This window comes from Enterobacter cloacae complex sp. P38RS (genome assembly GCF_014930775.1).
Taxonomy (GTDB): domain Bacteria; phylum Pseudomonadota; class Gammaproteobacteria; order Enterobacterales; family Enterobacteriaceae; genus Enterobacter; species Enterobacter bugandensis.
In genome coordinates this window covers 151,976-168,074 of record NZ_JADBRS010000003.1, presented here as the reverse complement: position 1 = coordinate 168,074, position 16,099 = coordinate 151,976, and the positions used below count along the sequence as shown (strand labels likewise).

The window sequence follows — 16,099 nt, the reverse complement described above, 5'->3', positions numbered from 1 at the left end:
GCTTGTCGACTTCGACAGGCCCTGGTCCCTAAAGGAGAGGACAATGGTTGCGGTAAGAAGTGCACATCTCAATAAAGCTGGGGAGTTTGACCCACAAAAATGGATCGCAAGTCTGGGAATTTCCAGCCAGCAGTCGTGTGAACGCTTAACCGAAACCTGGGCCTACTGTCTGCGCACCACGCAGGGACACCCGGATGCCGATCTGCTCTTGTGGCGCGGCGTGGAGATGGTTGAAATCTTGTCCATGCTGAACATGGACATCGAAACGCTGCAGGCCGCGCTGCTGTTCCCCCTCGCGGATGCGGATGTGGTCAGCGAAGATGTGCTGCGCGACAGCGTCGGCAAATCCGTCGTTGCGCTGATCCACGGCGTGCGCGATATGGCGGCCATTCGCCAGCTAAAAGCCGCGCATACCGATTCCGTCTCCTCTGAGCAGGTTGATAACGTCCGCCGGATGCTGCTGGCCATGGTGGATGATTTTCGCTGCGTGGTCATCAAGCTGGCCGAGCGTATTGCCCATCTGCGTGAAGTGAAAGATGCGCCGGAAGACGAGCGCGTGCTGGCCGCCAAAGAGTGTACGAACATCTATGCGCCGCTGGCGAATCGCTTAGGTATTGGTCAGCTGAAATGGGAGCTGGAAGATTACTGCTTCCGCTATCTGCATCCGGCAGAATACAAGCGCATTGCCAAACTCCTGCATGAGCGCCGTATCGATCGTGAGCATTACATCGACGAGTTTGTCAGCGGGCTGCGCCAGGCTATGAAAGAAGAGAACGTCCGTGCCGAAGTTTACGGTCGGCCTAAGCACATCTACAGCATCTGGCGCAAAATGCAGAAGAAACACCTCGCCTTTGACGAGCTGTTTGACGTGCGCGCCGTGCGTATCGTGGCGGAGCGTCTGCAGGACTGCTACGCCGCGCTGGGGATAGTACATACTCACTTCCGCCACCTGCCGGATGAATTTGACGATTATGTCGCGAACCCAAAACCGAACGGCTACCAGTCCATACATACCGTGGTGCTTGGCCCCGGCGGCAAAACGGTCGAGATTCAAATCCGCACCAAACAGATGCACGAAGACGCCGAGCTGGGCGTAGCCGCGCACTGGAAGTACAAAGAGGGCACTTCTGGCGGGGCACGCTCCGGCCACGAAGACCGCATCGCCTGGCTGCGCAAGCTGATTGCGTGGCAGGAGGAGATGGCCGACTCCGGCGAAATGCTCGACGAGGTGCGCAGCCAGGTCTTTGATGACCGCGTCTACGTCTTTACCCCGAAAGGGGACGTTGTCGACCTGCCGGCTGGCTCCACGCCGCTCGATTTTGCCTACCACATCCACAGCGACGTGGGGCACCGCTGCATCGGGGCGAAGATCGGCGGACGTATCGTGCCGTTTACCTATCAGCTGCAGATGGGCGACCAGATTGAAATCATTACCCAGAAGCAGCCAAACCCGAGCCGCGACTGGCTTAACCCGAACCTCGGTTACGTCACCACCAGCCGCGGGCGCTCCAAAATTCACGCCTGGTTCCGCAAGCAGGATCGTGACAAAAACATTCTTGCCGGTCGCCAGATCCTTGACGACGAGCTGGAGCATATAGGGATCAGCCTGAAAGAAGCAGAGAAATTCCTGCTGCCGCGCTACAACTTCAACGAGCTGGACGAGCTGCTGGCGGCGATTGGCGGCGGTGATATCCGTCTGAATCAGATGGTCAACTTCCTGCAGGCCCAGTTCAACAAGCCTAGCGCGGAAGAGCAGGACGCGGCGGCGCTGAAGCAGCTGCAGCAGAAAACCTATGCCCCGCAGCAGCGCAGCAAAGACAACGGCCGCGTGGTGGTCGAGGGTGTGGGCAACCTAATGCACCACATTGCCCGCTGCTGCCAGCCGATTCCGGGGGACGATATCGTCGGCTTTATCACCCAGGGGCGCGGGATCTCGATCCACCGCTCCGACTGCGACCAGCTTGCCGAACTGCAGTCCCACGCGCCGGAGCGTATCGTGGAAGCGGTCTGGGGTGAGAGCTATTCCGCCGGTTACTCGCTGGTGGTGCGCGTCACCGCCAACGATCGCAGCGGGCTGCTGCGCGACATCACCACCATTCTCGCCAACGAGAAGGTCAACGTGCTGGGCGTTGCCAGCCGCAGCGATACCCGCGAGCAGCTTGCCACCATCGATATGACCATCGAAATCTACAACCTGCAGGTGCTCGGCCGCGTGCTGGGCAAACTGAACCAGGTGCCGGATGTGATTGACGCACGTCGTCTGCACGGCGGCTAAACATCCTCTTCCGTAGGCCGGGTAAGGCAACGCCGCCACCCGGCATTTTTACATCAGGACAGAACTATGACTCAAATCGACCGCCTGCTCGGCATCATGAAACGCCTGCGCGACCCGGAAAACGGCTGCCCGTGGGACAAGGAGCAGACTTTCGCGACCATCGCACCTTATACCCTCGAAGAGACCTATGAGGTGCTGGACGCCATTTCACGTGAGGATTTCGATGACCTGCGCGGTGAACTCGGCGACCTGCTGTTCCAGGTAGTGTTCTACGCCCAGATGGCGCAGGAGGAAGGGCGCTTTAACTTTGACGATATCTGTGCCGCTATCAGCGACAAGCTGGAGCGCCGCCATCCGCATATCTTTGGCGATGCCACCGCAGGAAACAGCGCAGAGGTGCTGGCCCGCTGGGAGCAGATTAAAAGCGCCGAGCGCGCTGAAAAGTCCCAACACTCTGCGCTGGACGACATCCCGCTGAGCCTGCCCGCGCTGATGCGCGCCCACAAAATTCAAAAGCGCTGCTCGGCGGTAGGATTTGACTGGGATTCCCTGGGACCCGTGCTGGATAAAGTGCATGAAGAGATCGACGAAGTGATGCACGAAGCGCAGCAGGCGGTGGTCGATGAAGCAAGGCTGGAGGAAGAGATGGGCGACCTGCTGTTCGCCACCGTCAATCTTTCTCGCCATCTAGGGGTAAAAGCGGAAACCGCGCTGCAAAAAGCCAACCTGAAATTCGAACGACGCTTTCGTGAAGTCGAGCGGATTGTGGCCTCGCGCGGCCTGGAAATGACCGGAATTGACCTCGACGCGATGGAAGAAGTCTGGCAGGAAGTAAAACGCCAGGAATCTGATCTCTAACGGAATTTTGCGATCAAGCGCAATTTGTGTGATTTTTTAAATGACAAGCGCTTGATTTGCGTCAAAAACATTTACCCAAAAGGGGCTATTTTCTCACTCCTTATGTTTGTCATGGCCTGGAATGGAGACGGAGAATGAAAGTTTGTGGCGCTCGCCGTGTTCGGGTATACTACTTTCCCGTCCTGGTTATTCCATCGTTTCACCCTAACTTCTCAGGTTCAGCATGACAACGAACTATATTTTTGTGACCGGCGGGGTCGTATCCTCTCTGGGTAAAGGCATTGCCGCAGCCTCCCTCGCAGCCATTCTTGAAGCCCGTGGCCTCAATGTGACCATGATGAAACTGGATCCGTACATCAACGTCGATCCTGGCACCATGAGCCCAACCCAACACGGGGAAGTGTTCGTTACTGAAGACGGCGCTGAAACCGATCTGGATCTTGGCCACTACGAGCGTTTCATTCGTACCAAAATGACCCGTCGTAACAACTTTACGACTGGCCGCATCTACTCTGACGTTCTGCGTAAAGAGCGCCGCGGTGACTACCTGGGCGCGACCGTGCAGGTTATCCCACACATCACTAACGCCATCAAAGAGCGTGTCCTTGCCGGTGGCGAAGGGCATGACGTTGTGCTGGTTGAAATCGGCGGTACCGTGGGTGATATCGAATCCCTGCCGTTCCTCGAAGCGATTCGTCAGCTGGCGGTAGACATTGGTCGTGAACACGCGCTGTTCATGCACCTGACGCTGGTGCCTTACATGGCGGCGGCAGGTGAAGTGAAAACCAAACCGACTCAGCACTCCGTTAAAGAACTGCTCTCCATCGGTATTCAGCCTGACATCCTGGTTTGCCGTTCCGATCGTGCCATTCCAGCGAACGAACGTGCGAAAATTGCATTGTTCTGTAACGTGCCTGAAAAAGCCGTTATTTCAATGAAAGATGTCGATTCCATTTATAAAATCCCGGGCCTGTTGAAATCACAGGGTCTGGACGATTATATTTGTAAACGATTCAGCTTGAACTGTCCGGAAGCTAACCTGTCTGAATGGGAACAGGTTATTTATGAAGAAGCGAACCCGGCAGGCGAAGTGACTATCGGTATGGTCGGCAAGTACATCGAACTGCCGGACGCCTATAAGTCCGTTATCGAAGCGCTGAAGCACGGTGGTCTGAAGAACCGCGTCTCCGTGAACATCAAGCTGATTGATTCGCAGGATGTTGAAACACGTGGCGTTGAAATTCTGAAAGATCTGGATGCTATCCTCATCCCTGGCGGCTTCGGCTACCGTGGTGTTGAAGGCAAGATCGCCACTGCACGCTATGCGCGTGAAAACAATATTCCATACCTCGGCATCTGCCTGGGTATGCAGGTTGCGCTGATCGAATTTGCGCGCAACGTAGCGGGAATGGAAAACGCGAACTCTACGGAATTTGTGCCAGACTGTAAGTACCCTGTCGTGGCGCTGATTACGGAATGGCGCGACGAAGACGGTAACGTCGAAGTCCGTACCGAGAAGAGCGATCTGGGTGGCACTATGCGTCTTGGCGCGCAGGCCTGCCAGCTGTCCGACGATAGCGTGGTTCGCAAGCTGTACGGCGAGCCGGTCATCACCGAGCGCCATCGTCACCGCTATGAAGTCAACAATATGTTGTTGAAACAAATTGAAGCCGCGGGCCTGCGTGTTGCGGGTCGCTCCGGGGACGATCAGTTAGTCGAGATCATCGAGGTGCCAAACCATCCGTGGTTTGTTGCCTGCCAGTTCCACCCGGAATTTACTTCAACGCCGCGTGATGGACATCCGCTGTTTGCAGGCTTCGTGAAAGCCGCCAGCGAGTACCAGAAGCGTCAGGCGAAGTAAAAAAGTTAGAACGGCAACGCGTACCAACGGTACGCGTTGTTTGTCTGGAGTTTTAGTTTAACTTGTACTGAGGAAAATCTAATGTCCAAAATCGTTAAAGTCATCGGTCGTGAAATCATCGACTCCCGTGGTAACCCGACCGTTGAAGCCGAAGTTCATCTGGAAGGTGGTTTCGTCGGTATGGCAGCTGCTCCATCAGGTGCTTCTACGGGTTCCCGTGAAGCGCTGGAACTGCGTGATGGCGACAAATCCCGTTTCATGGGCAAAGGCGTACTGAAAGCGGTTGGCGCTGTTAACGGTCCTATTGCTCAGGCTATCGTTGGCAAAGATGCCAAAGATCAGGCTGGCATCGACAAGATCATGATCGATCTGGACGGTACTGAAAACAAATCTAACTTCGGTGCGAACGCAATCCTGGCCGTTTCCCTGGCGAACGCCAAAGCAGCAGCCGCTGCTAAAGGTATGCCACTTTTCGAGCACATCGCTGAACTGAACGGCACCCCAGGCAAATACTCTATGCCTGTACCAATGATGAACATCATCAACGGTGGTGAGCACGCAGACAACAACGTTGATATTCAGGAATTCATGATTCAGCCAGTTGGCGCGAAAACCCTGAAAGAAGCGGTTCGTATGGGTTCTGAAGTGTTCCACAACCTGGCTAAAGTTCTGAAAGCTAAAGGTATGAACACTGCTGTTGGTGACGAAGGTGGCTACGCGCCAAACCTGGGTTCTAACGCAGAAGCACTGGCTGTTATCGCTGAAGCGGTTAAAGCAGCAGGCTACGAGCTGGGCAAAGACATCACCCTGGCGATGGACTGTGCAGCATCTGAATTCTACAAAGACGGTAAATACGTTCTGGCTGGCGAAGGCAACAAAGCGTTCACCTCCGAAGAGTTCACTCACTTCCTGGAAGATCTGACCAAACAGTACCCGATCGTTTCTATCGAAGACGGTCTGGACGAGTCTGACTGGGATGGTTTCGCATACCAGACCAAAGTACTGGGCGACAAAATCCAGCTGGTTGGTGACGATCTGTTCGTAACCAACACCAAGATCCTGAAAGAAGGCATCGAGAAAGGCATCGTTAACTCCATCCTGATCAAATTCAACCAGATCGGTTCTCTGACCGAAACGCTGGCTGCGATCAAAATGGCGAAAGACGCTGGCTACACCGCTGTTATCTCTCACCGTTCTGGCGAAACTGAAGACGCGACCATTGCCGACCTGGCTGTTGGTACCGCTGCTGGCCAGATCAAAACCGGTTCTATGAGCCGTTCTGACCGTGTTGCTAAATACAACCAGCTGATTCGTATCGAAGAAGCGCTGGGTGAAAAAGCACCTTACAACGGTCGTAAAGAGATCAAAGGTCAGGCATAATTGCTTAAGCCTTAACATGAAAATGCCAGTCGAATGACTGGCATTTTTTTTGATTATTTAAAATCGACCGCCATCTGCTCGGGAATGGTCAGTCCCCGGGTGGTTTGCACGCAGCGGGCGATATAATCCGTAAAACGAGGTGGCTTCGGCATCCCCATGCTGAGCAGCTTATCGTTGCTGAAGCGCACGTTCAGCGTGGCAAAGGCACCGTATAAGCGCATCGCTCTCAGCATCAGACGTTCGTTGCACGGACCAAAAATGGTTTTCAGTTCACGGCGCATTTTGACCAGCGTTTCGTAGCTGACCTGCGCGTACTTATCGCCAACGGGCGCTTTCTCCAGCGCCTGCGCCATTGCCCGATCGATATCCGCAAAGCGAACGCTGTTCTCTTCCCCGGCTGAAATGTGTACCACTTCCCCCGGACGCGCGTTGCTGCTCAGCAGCATTAACATTGCGTCGGCGCAATAATCTACCGGGACAACGTCGATCCGGTCTTCCATCGAGCACATAAACTTCTGCAGCATCAGGCCCATGCTGAAGACCCAAAAGATACTGCTCGACGGCGTGCAGCCGTGGCGGGTATGGCCGACGACGATGGACGGACGGGCGATGAGCAGCGGCAGGTTAGGACATTCCTGGCGCATCAGCTGTTCGATGGTTGACTTCGAATACGTATATTCCACCAGGTGCTCAGCGTTTTCTCTGAATTCCGCACTTTCGGCGACCAGCGAATCCTGCTCCGGCGTGCATGACATTGCGGTGCCTACATGCAGGAAACGCTGCAGCCCTGCGACCTGCTCCATGCGGCGCGCCAGCGCTAGCGTACCCTCTACGTTCACCTTCCAGATCAGCGGGTTATTGCCAAAAGACGCAACTGCCGCGCAGTTAACGACATGCGTAACCTGATCCAGACGGGGATCGTTCAGAAAGGCTTCCGGCTGGCTGAGGTCGCCGATGAGGATATTATCCACGCTCAGGGAGGCCAGTTTCTCCTCAGAAATGTTGAACTTACGCATGTTCTCCTGCACGCGCGCCAGCCCGCTTTGCGGATCGCCGGCACGGGCAAGCAAAAGGAGTTTTACGGATTGATCGCTGGTCAGGATTTTTTCAAGTACTGCACCGCCCAGAAACCCGGTCACGCCTGTAATTAATAACATCTTCATTATTACCGTCTCATTATGATTGATGAGGCGGATTGTAGGCGCGCAAAAGTAAACGGCGTTTAAATAATAAAACGTCGGGACCGACAGCGTCTTAAGCTTATTTTAAGGAAAGGAAATCAGGTGAAAATATTGGACATTGCAGAAAGCGTAAAAATTCAATTTATTCATGTTTTTATTTTAACTTGATGATTTTAATCTGTTTTTTCATCTTGGGGTAGCGCATGAAAAATAATTCAAACTGTAATAAATAAAATAATTTGTTACACCAAGCATTTATCATATAAATGAATTGAGCCCTGCTTAAGTTAAATTGAGGAAAAATAAAACGCAGGCTATTTTATTTAGCCTGCGAATGGTTTTCAGAGCAGAAGAGGAAGCGTGGCGCTGGCCGTTTGCTGGCTGACGTCAGCGTAATGACCATCCAGCGCAATCATGGATGTCGTAAGTAATTCGACCAGCAGCATCACCCCAACTTTGGCATTGAGCGCGCCCGCGCTAAGAGGGCCTTCTGGCTTGGCGGCCACCAGCAGCATATCGCTAAGAGACGCCAGCGGGCTGCGGGGCGTGTTGCTGAGCGCCAGAACCTTCACCCCGCGCTTGCGGGCAAGTTTCACCACGTGAAGTAAATCTCGCGTTGAACCGGAACTGGAGATCGCCACCACCAGCGTCTCTGCCGAAAGCGTGGTCGCATTCATGGCTGCGCGGTGCATATCGCTAAACAGCTGTGCGGATTTACCCAGCCTTAATAACTTGTAATGCAGATACTCCCCGAGGATCGCGCTGGCCGCGACGCCATAAATCTGCACGGACTGCGCCTGATGCAGCGCCAGTGCGGCTTTTTCAAGCAGCGCGCGGTCAAGGAGTCTCGCGGTATCCTGCAAAGCCTGCACCGATTCATCCACCACGCTGTCAATCTCATCCCCCGCCTGACGCGCGGGCTGGCCCTGCTGAATATCCAGCGCCAGCGCCATTTTGAATTCGTTATACCCCTTGCACCCCAGCGTCCGGCAAAGACGCGTCACGCTGGCCTCGCTGGTGTGGCTCTCTCGCGCCAGTTCGGTGATGGTCAGGTAGAGCACCCGGGCAGGGTCGCTGAGGACAAACTCACCGAGTTTTTGTTGCGTTGGGCTGTACCCGGAAGCCTCCTGGCGGAGCTTCAGCAGCAGGTTTTCATGGTCCGACATGCCACGTCCTTAATGTGTTTCACTGCGACTAGTGTGGCGGAAAGCGGGGGAAAGATGCCAGTCATTTTAAAAAAGTATGATCGGCCTCCTGGTTTGTGATGATAATTTTCACTATAAATATTTATATGGTAAAAATTTTCATCTTTTAATGGGGGGATGAAAAAATGATGCAAATATTCAGTGGCGCTTCGTCGGGTGGATGGTTTGAAAAAGCGCAGCGCTTTGGCAAATCCTTTATGTTGCCTATCGCCGTATTGCCCGCGGCGGGTCTGCTGCTCGGTATCGGCGGGGCGTTATCGAACCCCAATACGCTGGCGGCCTATCCGTTTTTAGATGTGAGCTGGCTGCAGGCCATTTTCACCATCATGAGCAGTGCGGGTTCGATTGTGTTTGCGAACCTCTCGGTGCTGTTTGCGGTTGGGGTGGCCGTCGGGCTGGCAAAAAACGATAAGGGCACGGCGGGGCTGGCAGCGCTACTCGCGTTTCTGGTGATGAATGCCACCATCAACGCGCTGCTGATCCTCACAGGCAAACTGGCGCACGAGAACCCGGGCGCTGTAGGGCAGGGCATGACGCTGGGTATTCAGACGCTGGAAACCGGGGTGTTTGGCGGCGTGGTGATTGGTCTCGTGACCTGCGCGCTGCATCATCGGTTTAATAAGATAGCGCTTCCGCAGTTCCTGGGCTTTTTTGGCGGCTCGCGCTTTGTCCCGATTATCAGCTCGCTGGCGGCAATACTCGTTGGCGCGATCATGACCGTGGTCTGGCCGCATTTCCAGAAGCTTATTTTTGGTCTGGGCGGGCTGGTGGATGCCACCGGTTATCTTGGCACGCTGCTGTACGGCTTTATTTTGCGCATGCTTGGCCCGTTTGGTCTGCACCACATCTTCTATCTGCCGTTCTGGACCACCGCGCTCGGCGGCAGCGAGATCGTCAACGGCCACCTGGTTGAGGGCACGCAGCGGATCTTCTTCGCTCAGCTCGCCGACCCGAACACGCAGCATTTCTATGAAGGCACGTCACGCTTCATGTCCGGGCGCTTTATCACGATGATGTTTGGCCTGCTCGGCGCGTGTCTGGCGATGTACCACACGGCGAAACCGGAGAACAAAAAGCGCGTTGCCGGGCTGCTGCTCTCCGCGGCGTTAACCTCATTCCTGACGGGAATTACCGAGCCCATCGAGTTCTCCTTCCTGTTCATTGCCCCGGTGCTCTACGTCATTCACGCGCTGTTTGACGGGCTGGCGTTTATGCTCGCGCACATGCTGCACATCACCATCGGGCAGACCTTCTCCGGTGGTTTTATTGACTTCGTGCTGTTCGGCATTTTGCAGGGGGAGGCCAAAACCAACTGGATGTTCGTTCCGCTGGTCGGCGTGCCGTGGTTCTTCCTCTACTACTTCACTTTCCGCTACCTGATTAACCGCTTTGATTTCGCCACGCCGGGCCGTGAAAAGGAGGCGATGGTTGATGACGTCAGCCTGCCGCAAAGCGAGCGCGCTGCGGCGGTGATCGCCGGGTTAGGCGGAAAAGACAATCTGGAAGAGGTGGACTGCTGCGCCACGCGGCTTCGCGTGACGGTCAAAGACGGCAGCAAAGTGAATGACGCGGCGCTGAAAGCCACCGGCGCGCGCGGCGTTATCGTGCGCGGTAACGGTGTACAGGTCATTTATGGCCCGCACGTCACGATTATCAAAAACGAAGTGGAAGAGATCTTATCGTAATGAAAAATGTACTGGATAACCTGAAGGGAAAACTGGTCGTCTCCTGTCAGGCGCTGGAAAACGAACCGCTGCACAGCCCGTTTATCATGTCGCGAATGGCGCTGGCGGCGGCACAGGGCGGAGCCTTCGCCATTCGCGCCAACAGCGTGGTGGATATCGAGGCCATTAAGCAGCAGGTGTCTTTACCGGTTATCGGCATCATCAAACGGGACTATCCAGGGAGCGAAGTATTTATCACCGCTACGATGAAAGAGGTGGATGAGCTCATGGCCGTCTCTCCGGAAATCATTGCCCTTGATGCGACGGCGCGGGAACGTCCTGGCGGTGAATCCCTGGAAACACTGGTCACGGCCATCCGCTCACGTTACCCCTCGGTACTGCTGATGGCAGATATTTCCACCGTAGACGAAGCCGTGACGGCGCAGACGCTTGGCTTTGACTGCGTTGGCACCACGCTGTACGGCTATACGGCGGAAACGGCAGGCCATACGCTTCCGGAGAATGACAGTGCGTTCCTGAAAGCGGTGCTGGCGGCCGTGACGGTCCCCGTGGTTGCCGAAGGCAACGTGGATACGCCCGAGCGCGCGGCCCGGTGTCTGGCGCTGGGCGCGCATACTGTCGTTGTCGGCGGGGCGATCACCCGCCCACAGCAAATTACCGCGCGCTTTATGGCGGCGATTAGCGCGCAAAGCACCGATGGAGCATGACCATCCGACGGGGATCTGCGATACTTATCGTTTATCCCCTTTACTGAGATGACTATGCAGTACCCGATTAACGAGATGTTCCAGACCCTGCAAGGCGAGGGTTACTTTACCGGCGTTCCCGCTATCTTTATTCGTTTACAGGGTTGCCCGGTTGGCTGTGCCTGGTGTGATACCAAACATACGTGGGATAAGCTCGCAGATCGGGAAGTGTCGCTGTTTAGCATTCTGGCGAAAACCAAAGAGAGCGATAAGTGGGGCGCGGGCAGTGCAGAAGACCTGCTGGCCATAATTGGTCGCCAGGGCTGGACGGCTCGCCACGTCGTCATCACCGGCGGCGAACCCTGCATTCACGATCTGACGCCGCTGACCGAGCTGCTCGAAAAGAACGGCTACAGCTGCCAGATTGAGACCAGCGGCACCCATGAAGTGCGCTGTTCACACACCACCTGGGTGACGGTATCGCCAAAAGTGAATATGCGTGGCGGGTATGACGTGCTGTCTCAGGCGCTGGAGCGCGCGGATGAAATTAAGCATCCGGTAGGACGCGTACGTGATATCGAAGCGCTGGATGAACTGCTGGCAACGCTGACGGATGAGAAGCAGCGGGTAATCGCCCTGCAGCCGATCAGCCAGAAAGAGGATGCGACGCGCCTGTGCATTGAAACCTGCATTGCGCGCAACTGGCGCCTGTCGATGCAGACGCACAAGTATCTGAATATTGCCTAAAAAAAAGCCCGGTTTTGCCGGGCTTTTTTTACTCTCCGCGATACACGCAGCCTGCCGTGCAGGTTTCTTTGATCATCACCGCGCTCAGCAGCGGTACCAGCGGCTTCATCTGATCCCAGATCCATTTTGCCAGCACTTCGCTGGTCGGGTTTTCCAGACCCGGAATATCGTTGAGATAGTAGTGATCCAGACGATCGTAGGTCGGCTTAAACGCGGCCTTCAGCTCGGCAAAGTCCATGATCCAACCGGTATGCGGATCAACTTCACCGGTGATCTCAAGACGCACCATAAACGAATGCCCGTGCAGGCGGCCGCATTTATGTCCTGCAGGAACGTGCGGAAGGTGGTGGGCGGCTTCGAAGGTGAAATCTTTAAACAGTGTGGTGGACATGATCGCTCTCAGTAATGCGGAAAAAACCGCCGCATAGTACCGGAAAGCACAATTTTTAGCATTAACTAAAACGGCTCTGAACGATTAACGCCCGGCATTCAGGGTGATTATTGGTTTTTATTCTTTTATTTCAAATGTTTATTCAATCGTTTTTATCGCTAAGAACGATAACTAAAACAGGTTAGTCCATTTGGTTATTTATTATTTCCATCCCTTCTTTAATTGTTATTATCCACGCCGTTAACCTTATCTTCAGTTTGGATTTATTCGCTTAAAGTCCGCTTGGCTACTGGAACATAACGACGCATGACAACACAGGCCCCACCTTCAAATTTGCTTCCCCTTAACCCGGAGCAACTGGCGCGCCTTCAGGCTGCCACCTCTGATTTTTCTCCCACTCAGCTTGCCTGGGTCTCCGGTTATTTCTGGGGAATGCTCAACCAGCAGCCTGGCGCTGTGGCTGGCGCACCGGCAACGGCCGTGGAAATTCCTGCCATTACGCTGATAAGCGCCTCGCAGACGGGCAACGCCCGCCGCGTGGCCGAAGCGCTGCGTGATGATCTGCTGGCCGCCAAACTGAACGTGAACCTGGTCAACGCCGGGGATTATAAATTCAAACAAATCGCGTCAGAAAAACTGCTGGTGATGGTCGCCTCGACACAGGGGGAAGGTGAACCCGCTGAAGAAGCGGTGGCGCTGCATAAGTTTCTGTTCTCGAAAAAAGCGCCGAAGCTGAACGGCACGGCGTTTGCCGTCTTTGGCCTGGGCGATACCTCCTATGAATTCTTCTGCCAGTCCGGTAAAGACTTCGACAGCAAGCTGGCGGAGCTGGGCGCGGAGCGCCTGCTGGACCGCGTGGACGCGGATGTGGAATACCAGACTGCCGCCGCTGAATGGCGTGCGCGCATCGTTGAGGTATTGAAAGCCCGCGTCCCGAAAGAGACGCCAGCGCAGGCCGCGGTGACCGCTGCGGGCACCGTCAATGAGATCCACACCAGCCCGTACACCAAAGAGTCGCCGCTGACGGCGAGCCTGTCGGTGAACCAGAAAATTACGGGCCGCGACTCGGAAAAAGACGTGCGCCATATTGAAATCGATCTTGGCGACTCCGGCCTGCGCTATCAGCCTGGCGATGCGCTGGGCGTCTGGTATCAGAACGATCCGGCGCTGGTGAAAGAGCTGGTGGAACTGCTGTGGCTGAAGGGTGACGAGCCCGTCACCGTTGACGGCAAAACCCAGCCACTTTCAGAGGCGCTGCAGTGGCATTTCGAGCTGACGGTGAACACCCCGAATATCGTCGAGAATTATGCCACCCTAACGCGCAGCGAATCCCTGCTGCCGCTGGTGGGCGATAAGGCGAAGCTGCAGCATTACGCCGCGACGACGCCGATTGTCGATATGGTGCGTTTCTCTCCGGCACAGCTGGATGCCGATGCGCTGATCGGTCTGCTGCGTCCGCTGACCCCACGCCTGTACTCTATCGCCTCTTCCCAGGCGGAAGTGGAAAGCGAAGTTCACGTTACCGTCGGCGTGGTGCGCTACGACATCGAAGGCCGCGCCCGCGCGGGTGGGGCATCAAGCTTCCTGGCGGACCGCGTGGAAGAAGAGGGCGAGGTGCGCGTCTTTATCGAGCACAACGACAACTTCCGCCTGCCGGCGAACCCGGAGACGCCGGTGATCATGATTGGCCCGGGCACCGGCATCGCGCCGTTCCGCGCCTTTATGCAGCAGCGTGCCGCGGACGACGCGCCGGGTAAAAACTGGTTGTTCTTCGGCAACCCGCACTTTACCGAAGATTTCCTCTACCAGGTTGAGTGGCAGCGCTACGTCAAAGAGGGCGTACTGACCCGCATCGATCTGGCCTGGTCCCGCGATCAGAAAGAAAAAGTATACGTACAAGACAAACTGCGCGAACAGGGCGCAGAGCTGTGGCGCTGGATCAATGACGGTGCCCACATTTATGTCTGCGGCGACGCCAATCGCATGGCGAAAGACGTTGAGCAGGCACTGCTGGAAGTGATTGCCGAATTCGGCGGTATGGATGCCGAAGCGGCGGATGAATTTTTAAGTGAGCTGCGCGTTGAGCGCCGTTATCAGCGAGATGTCTACTAATGAGCGAAAAACATCCAGGGCCACTGGTGGTCGAAGGTAAACTGACAGACGCCGAGCGCATGAAGCTGGAAAGCAACTATCTGCGCGGCACCATTGCTGAAGATCTGAATGACGGCCTGACCGGCGGTTTCAAAGGCGACAACTTTCTGCTGATCCGTTTCCACGGCATGTATCAGCAGGACGACCGCGATATCCGCGCCGAGCGTGCAGAACAGAAGCTGGAGCCGCGTCACGCGATGCTGCTGCGCTGCCGTCTGCCGGGCGGGGTGATTACCACCAAACAGTGGCAGGCGATCGACAAGTTTGCCGGTGAAAACACGATCTACGGCAGCATCCGCCTGACCAACCGTCAGACCTTCCAGTTCCACGGGATTCTGAAGAAGAACGTCAAGCCGGTGCACCAGATGCTCCACTCCGTGGGTCTGGACGCGCTGGCGACCGCCAACGACATGAACCGTAACGTGCTCTGCACCTCGAACCCGTACGAGTCCGAGCTGCACGCCGAAGCGTATGAGTGGGCGAAGAAAATTTCCGAGCACCTGCTGCCGCGTACCCGCGCCTATGCGGAGATCTGGCTCGATCAGGAGAAAGTCGCCACCACCGACGAAGAACCGATCCTCGGTCAGACCTACCTGCCGCGTAAGTTCAAAACCACGGTGGTGATCCCGCCGCAGAACGACATCGATCTGCACGCCAACGACATGAACTTCGTGGCGATTGCCGAAAACGGCAAGCTGATTGGCTTTAACCTGCTGGTGGGCGGCGGCCTGTCTATTGAGCACGGTAACAAGAAAACCTACGCCCGCACCGCGAGCGAGTTCGGCTTCCTGCCGCTGGAGCACACGCTGGCCGTGGCGGAAGCAGTAGTGACCACCCAGCGCGACTGGGGCAACCGTACCGACCGTAAAAACGCGAAAACCAAGTACACTCTGGAGCGCGTGGGCGTTGAAACGTTCAAAGAGGAAGTGGAGCGTCGTGCGGGGATCAAATTTGAGCCGATCCGCCCTTACGAATTCACCGGTCGCGGCGATCGCATCGGCTGGGTGAAAGGCATCGACAATAACTGGCACCTGACGCTGTTCATTGAAAATGGCCGTATTCTGGATTATCCGGGCCGCCCGCTGAAAACCGGTCTGCTGGAAATCGCGAAGATCCACAAAGGCGAGTTTCGTATCACCGCTAACCAGAACCTGATCGTCGCCAGCGTGCCGGAAAGCGAAAAGGCGAAAATTGAGGAGCTGGCGCGCGAGCACGGGTTGATGAATGCGGTGAAGCCACAGCGTGAAAACTCCATGGCCTGCGTGTCGTTCCCGACCTGTCCGCTGGCGATGGCCGAAGCCGAGCGTTTCCTGCCGTCATTTACTGACAAAGTGGAAGCGATTCTGGAAAAACACGGTATTCCGGACGAGCATATTGTTATGCGCGTGACGGGCTGCCCGAACGGCTGCGGTCGTGCGATGCTGGCCGAGCTGGGGCTGGTGGGGAAAGCGCCGGGTCGTTATAACCTGCACCTGGGCGGTAACCGTATCGGCACGCGTATTCCACGTATGTTCCGCGAGAACATCACCGAGCCGGAAATTCTTGATTCCATCGACGAGCTTGTCGGGCGCTGGGCGAAAGAGCGCGAAGCGGGTGAAGGCTTCGGCGACTTTACGGTGCGTGCGGGCATCATTCGCCCGGTGCTCGATCCCGCCAGGGATTTCTGGGAGTAACCACGA

Annotated in this window: 12 protein-coding genes; 9 read left to right on the top strand and 3 right to left on the bottom strand. The window is 55.8% G+C overall.

Going from position 1 to position 16,099, the window contains the following annotated elements:
- Positions 1-43: 43 nt before the first annotated feature.
- The 4 genes from relA to eno all read left to right on the top strand — a co-directional run bounded on the left by relA (position 44) and on the right by eno (position 6,374).
- Positions 44-2,275, top strand: a complete 2,232-nt coding sequence (gene relA, locus IM303_RS06655) for a GTP diphosphokinase (protein ID WP_028014256.1) — start codon at positions 44-46, stop codon at positions 2,273-2,275.
- Between the two features lie 66 nt (positions 2,276-2,341).
- A complete protein-coding gene (mazG, locus tag IM303_RS06650; protein WP_193359740.1) occupies positions 2,342-3,133 on the top strand; it encodes a nucleoside triphosphate pyrophosphohydrolase in 792 nt (263 codons plus the stop codon).
- Positions 3,134-3,356: 223 nt separating this feature from the next.
- Positions 3,357-4,994 carry a glutamine hydrolyzing CTP synthase gene (gene pyrG / locus IM303_RS06645; protein ID WP_028014254.1) on the top strand — a complete coding sequence of 546 codons (1,638 nt, stop codon included), beginning with the start codon at positions 3,357-3,359 and terminating at the stop codon, positions 4,992-4,994.
- A gap of 81 nt (positions 4,995-5,075) precedes the next feature.
- Positions 5,076-6,374, top strand: coding sequence for a phosphopyruvate hydratase (gene eno / locus IM303_RS06640; protein ID WP_006811784.1), 1,299 nt, complete (start codon positions 5,076-5,078; stop codon positions 6,372-6,374).
- A gap of 53 nt (positions 6,375-6,427) precedes the next feature.
- Here eno and IM303_RS06635 read toward each other — a convergent pair whose 3' ends face one another.
- Together IM303_RS06635 and IM303_RS06630 are read right to left on the bottom strand one after the other, a co-directional pair.
- Positions 6,428-7,537 carry an SDR family oxidoreductase gene (locus IM303_RS06635; protein ID WP_041908416.1) on the bottom strand — a complete coding sequence of 370 codons (1,110 nt, stop codon included), beginning with the start codon at positions 7,535-7,537 and terminating at the stop codon, positions 6,428-6,430.
- A gap of 359 nt (positions 7,538-7,896) precedes the next feature.
- On the bottom strand, positions 7,897-8,721 hold the full coding sequence (locus IM303_RS06630; protein ID WP_028014252.1) for a MurR/RpiR family transcriptional regulator: 825 nt from the start codon (positions 8,719-8,721) through the stop codon (positions 7,897-7,899).
- 164 nt (positions 8,722-8,885) lie between these two features.
- Here IM303_RS06630 and IM303_RS06625 point away from each other — a divergent pair, with 164 nt between their 5' ends.
- Genes IM303_RS06625 through queE form a run of 3 tightly spaced genes read left to right on the top strand, consistent with a single transcriptional unit; the run spans position 8,886 to position 11,878 of the window.
- Complete coding sequence (locus tag IM303_RS06625; RefSeq protein ID WP_041908418.1) at positions 8,886-10,445, top strand: maltose/glucose-specific PTS transporter subunit IIC; 1,560 nt, start codon at positions 8,886-8,888, stop codon at positions 10,443-10,445.
- Positions 10,445-11,152 (top strand): N-acetylmannosamine-6-phosphate 2-epimerase, encoded by a 708-nt coding sequence (locus IM303_RS06620; RefSeq protein ID WP_048998529.1) that lies wholly within the window; start codon positions 10,445-10,447, stop codon positions 11,150-11,152. Before IM303_RS06625 ends, IM303_RS06620 begins: the two co-directional genes overlap by 1 nt.
- Before the next feature lie 54 nt (positions 11,153-11,206).
- Positions 11,207-11,878: a 7-carboxy-7-deazaguanine synthase QueE gene (queE, locus tag IM303_RS06615; protein ID WP_028014249.1), complete on the top strand. Its 672-nt coding sequence runs from the start codon at positions 11,207-11,209 to the stop codon at positions 11,876-11,878.
- A 28-nt stretch (positions 11,879-11,906) separates the two neighbouring features.
- On the opposite strand, the gene queD is transcribed toward queE, so the two are convergent.
- Positions 11,907-12,269, bottom strand: a complete 363-nt coding sequence (queD, locus tag IM303_RS06610; RefSeq protein ID WP_003862700.1) for a 6-carboxytetrahydropterin synthase QueD — start codon at positions 12,267-12,269, stop codon at positions 11,907-11,909.
- 306 nt (positions 12,270-12,575) lie between these two features.
- On the opposite strand from queD, the gene cysJ reads away from it, so the two are divergent.
- Positions 12,576-14,381, top strand: coding sequence for an NADPH-dependent assimilatory sulfite reductase flavoprotein subunit (cysJ, locus tag IM303_RS06605; RefSeq protein WP_041908421.1), 1,806 nt, complete (start codon positions 12,576-12,578; stop codon positions 14,379-14,381).
- A complete protein-coding gene (cysI, locus tag IM303_RS06600) occupies positions 14,381-16,093 on the top strand; it encodes an assimilatory sulfite reductase (NADPH) hemoprotein subunit (protein WP_045261277.1) in 1,713 nt (570 codons plus the stop codon). Before cysJ ends, cysI begins: the two co-directional genes overlap by 1 nt.
- Positions 16,094-16,099: the final 6 nt, after the last annotated feature.

Coding starts and splice junctions, on each gene's coding strand:
- relA (WP_028014256.1), top strand. CDS start 44: ATGGTTGCGGTAAGAAGTGCACATCTCAATAAAGCTGGGGAGTTTGAC.
- mazG (WP_193359740.1), top strand. CDS start 2,342: ATGACTCAAATCGACCGCCTGCTCGGCATCATGAAACGCCTGCGCGAC.
- pyrG (WP_028014254.1), top strand. CDS start 3,357: ATGACAACGAACTATATTTTTGTGACCGGCGGGGTCGTATCCTCTCTG.
- eno (WP_006811784.1), top strand. CDS start 5,076: ATGTCCAAAATCGTTAAAGTCATCGGTCGTGAAATCATCGACTCCCGT.
- IM303_RS06635 (WP_041908416.1), bottom strand. CDS start 7,537: ATGAAGATGTTATTAATTACAGGCGTGACCGGGTTTCTGGGCGGTGCA.
- IM303_RS06630 (WP_028014252.1), bottom strand. CDS start 8,721: ATGTCGGACCATGAAAACCTGCTGCTGAAGCTCCGCCAGGAGGCTTCC.
- IM303_RS06625 (WP_041908418.1), top strand. CDS start 8,886: ATGATGCAAATATTCAGTGGCGCTTCGTCGGGTGGATGGTTTGAAAAA.
- IM303_RS06620 (WP_048998529.1), top strand. CDS start 10,445: ATGAAAAATGTACTGGATAACCTGAAGGGAAAACTGGTCGTCTCCTGT.
- queE (WP_028014249.1), top strand. CDS start 11,207: ATGCAGTACCCGATTAACGAGATGTTCCAGACCCTGCAAGGCGAGGGT.
- queD (WP_003862700.1), bottom strand. CDS start 12,269: ATGTCCACCACACTGTTTAAAGATTTCACCTTCGAAGCCGCCCACCAC.
- cysJ (WP_041908421.1), top strand. CDS start 12,576: ATGACAACACAGGCCCCACCTTCAAATTTGCTTCCCCTTAACCCGGAG.
- cysI (WP_045261277.1), top strand. CDS start 14,381: ATGAGCGAAAAACATCCAGGGCCACTGGTGGTCGAAGGTAAACTGACA.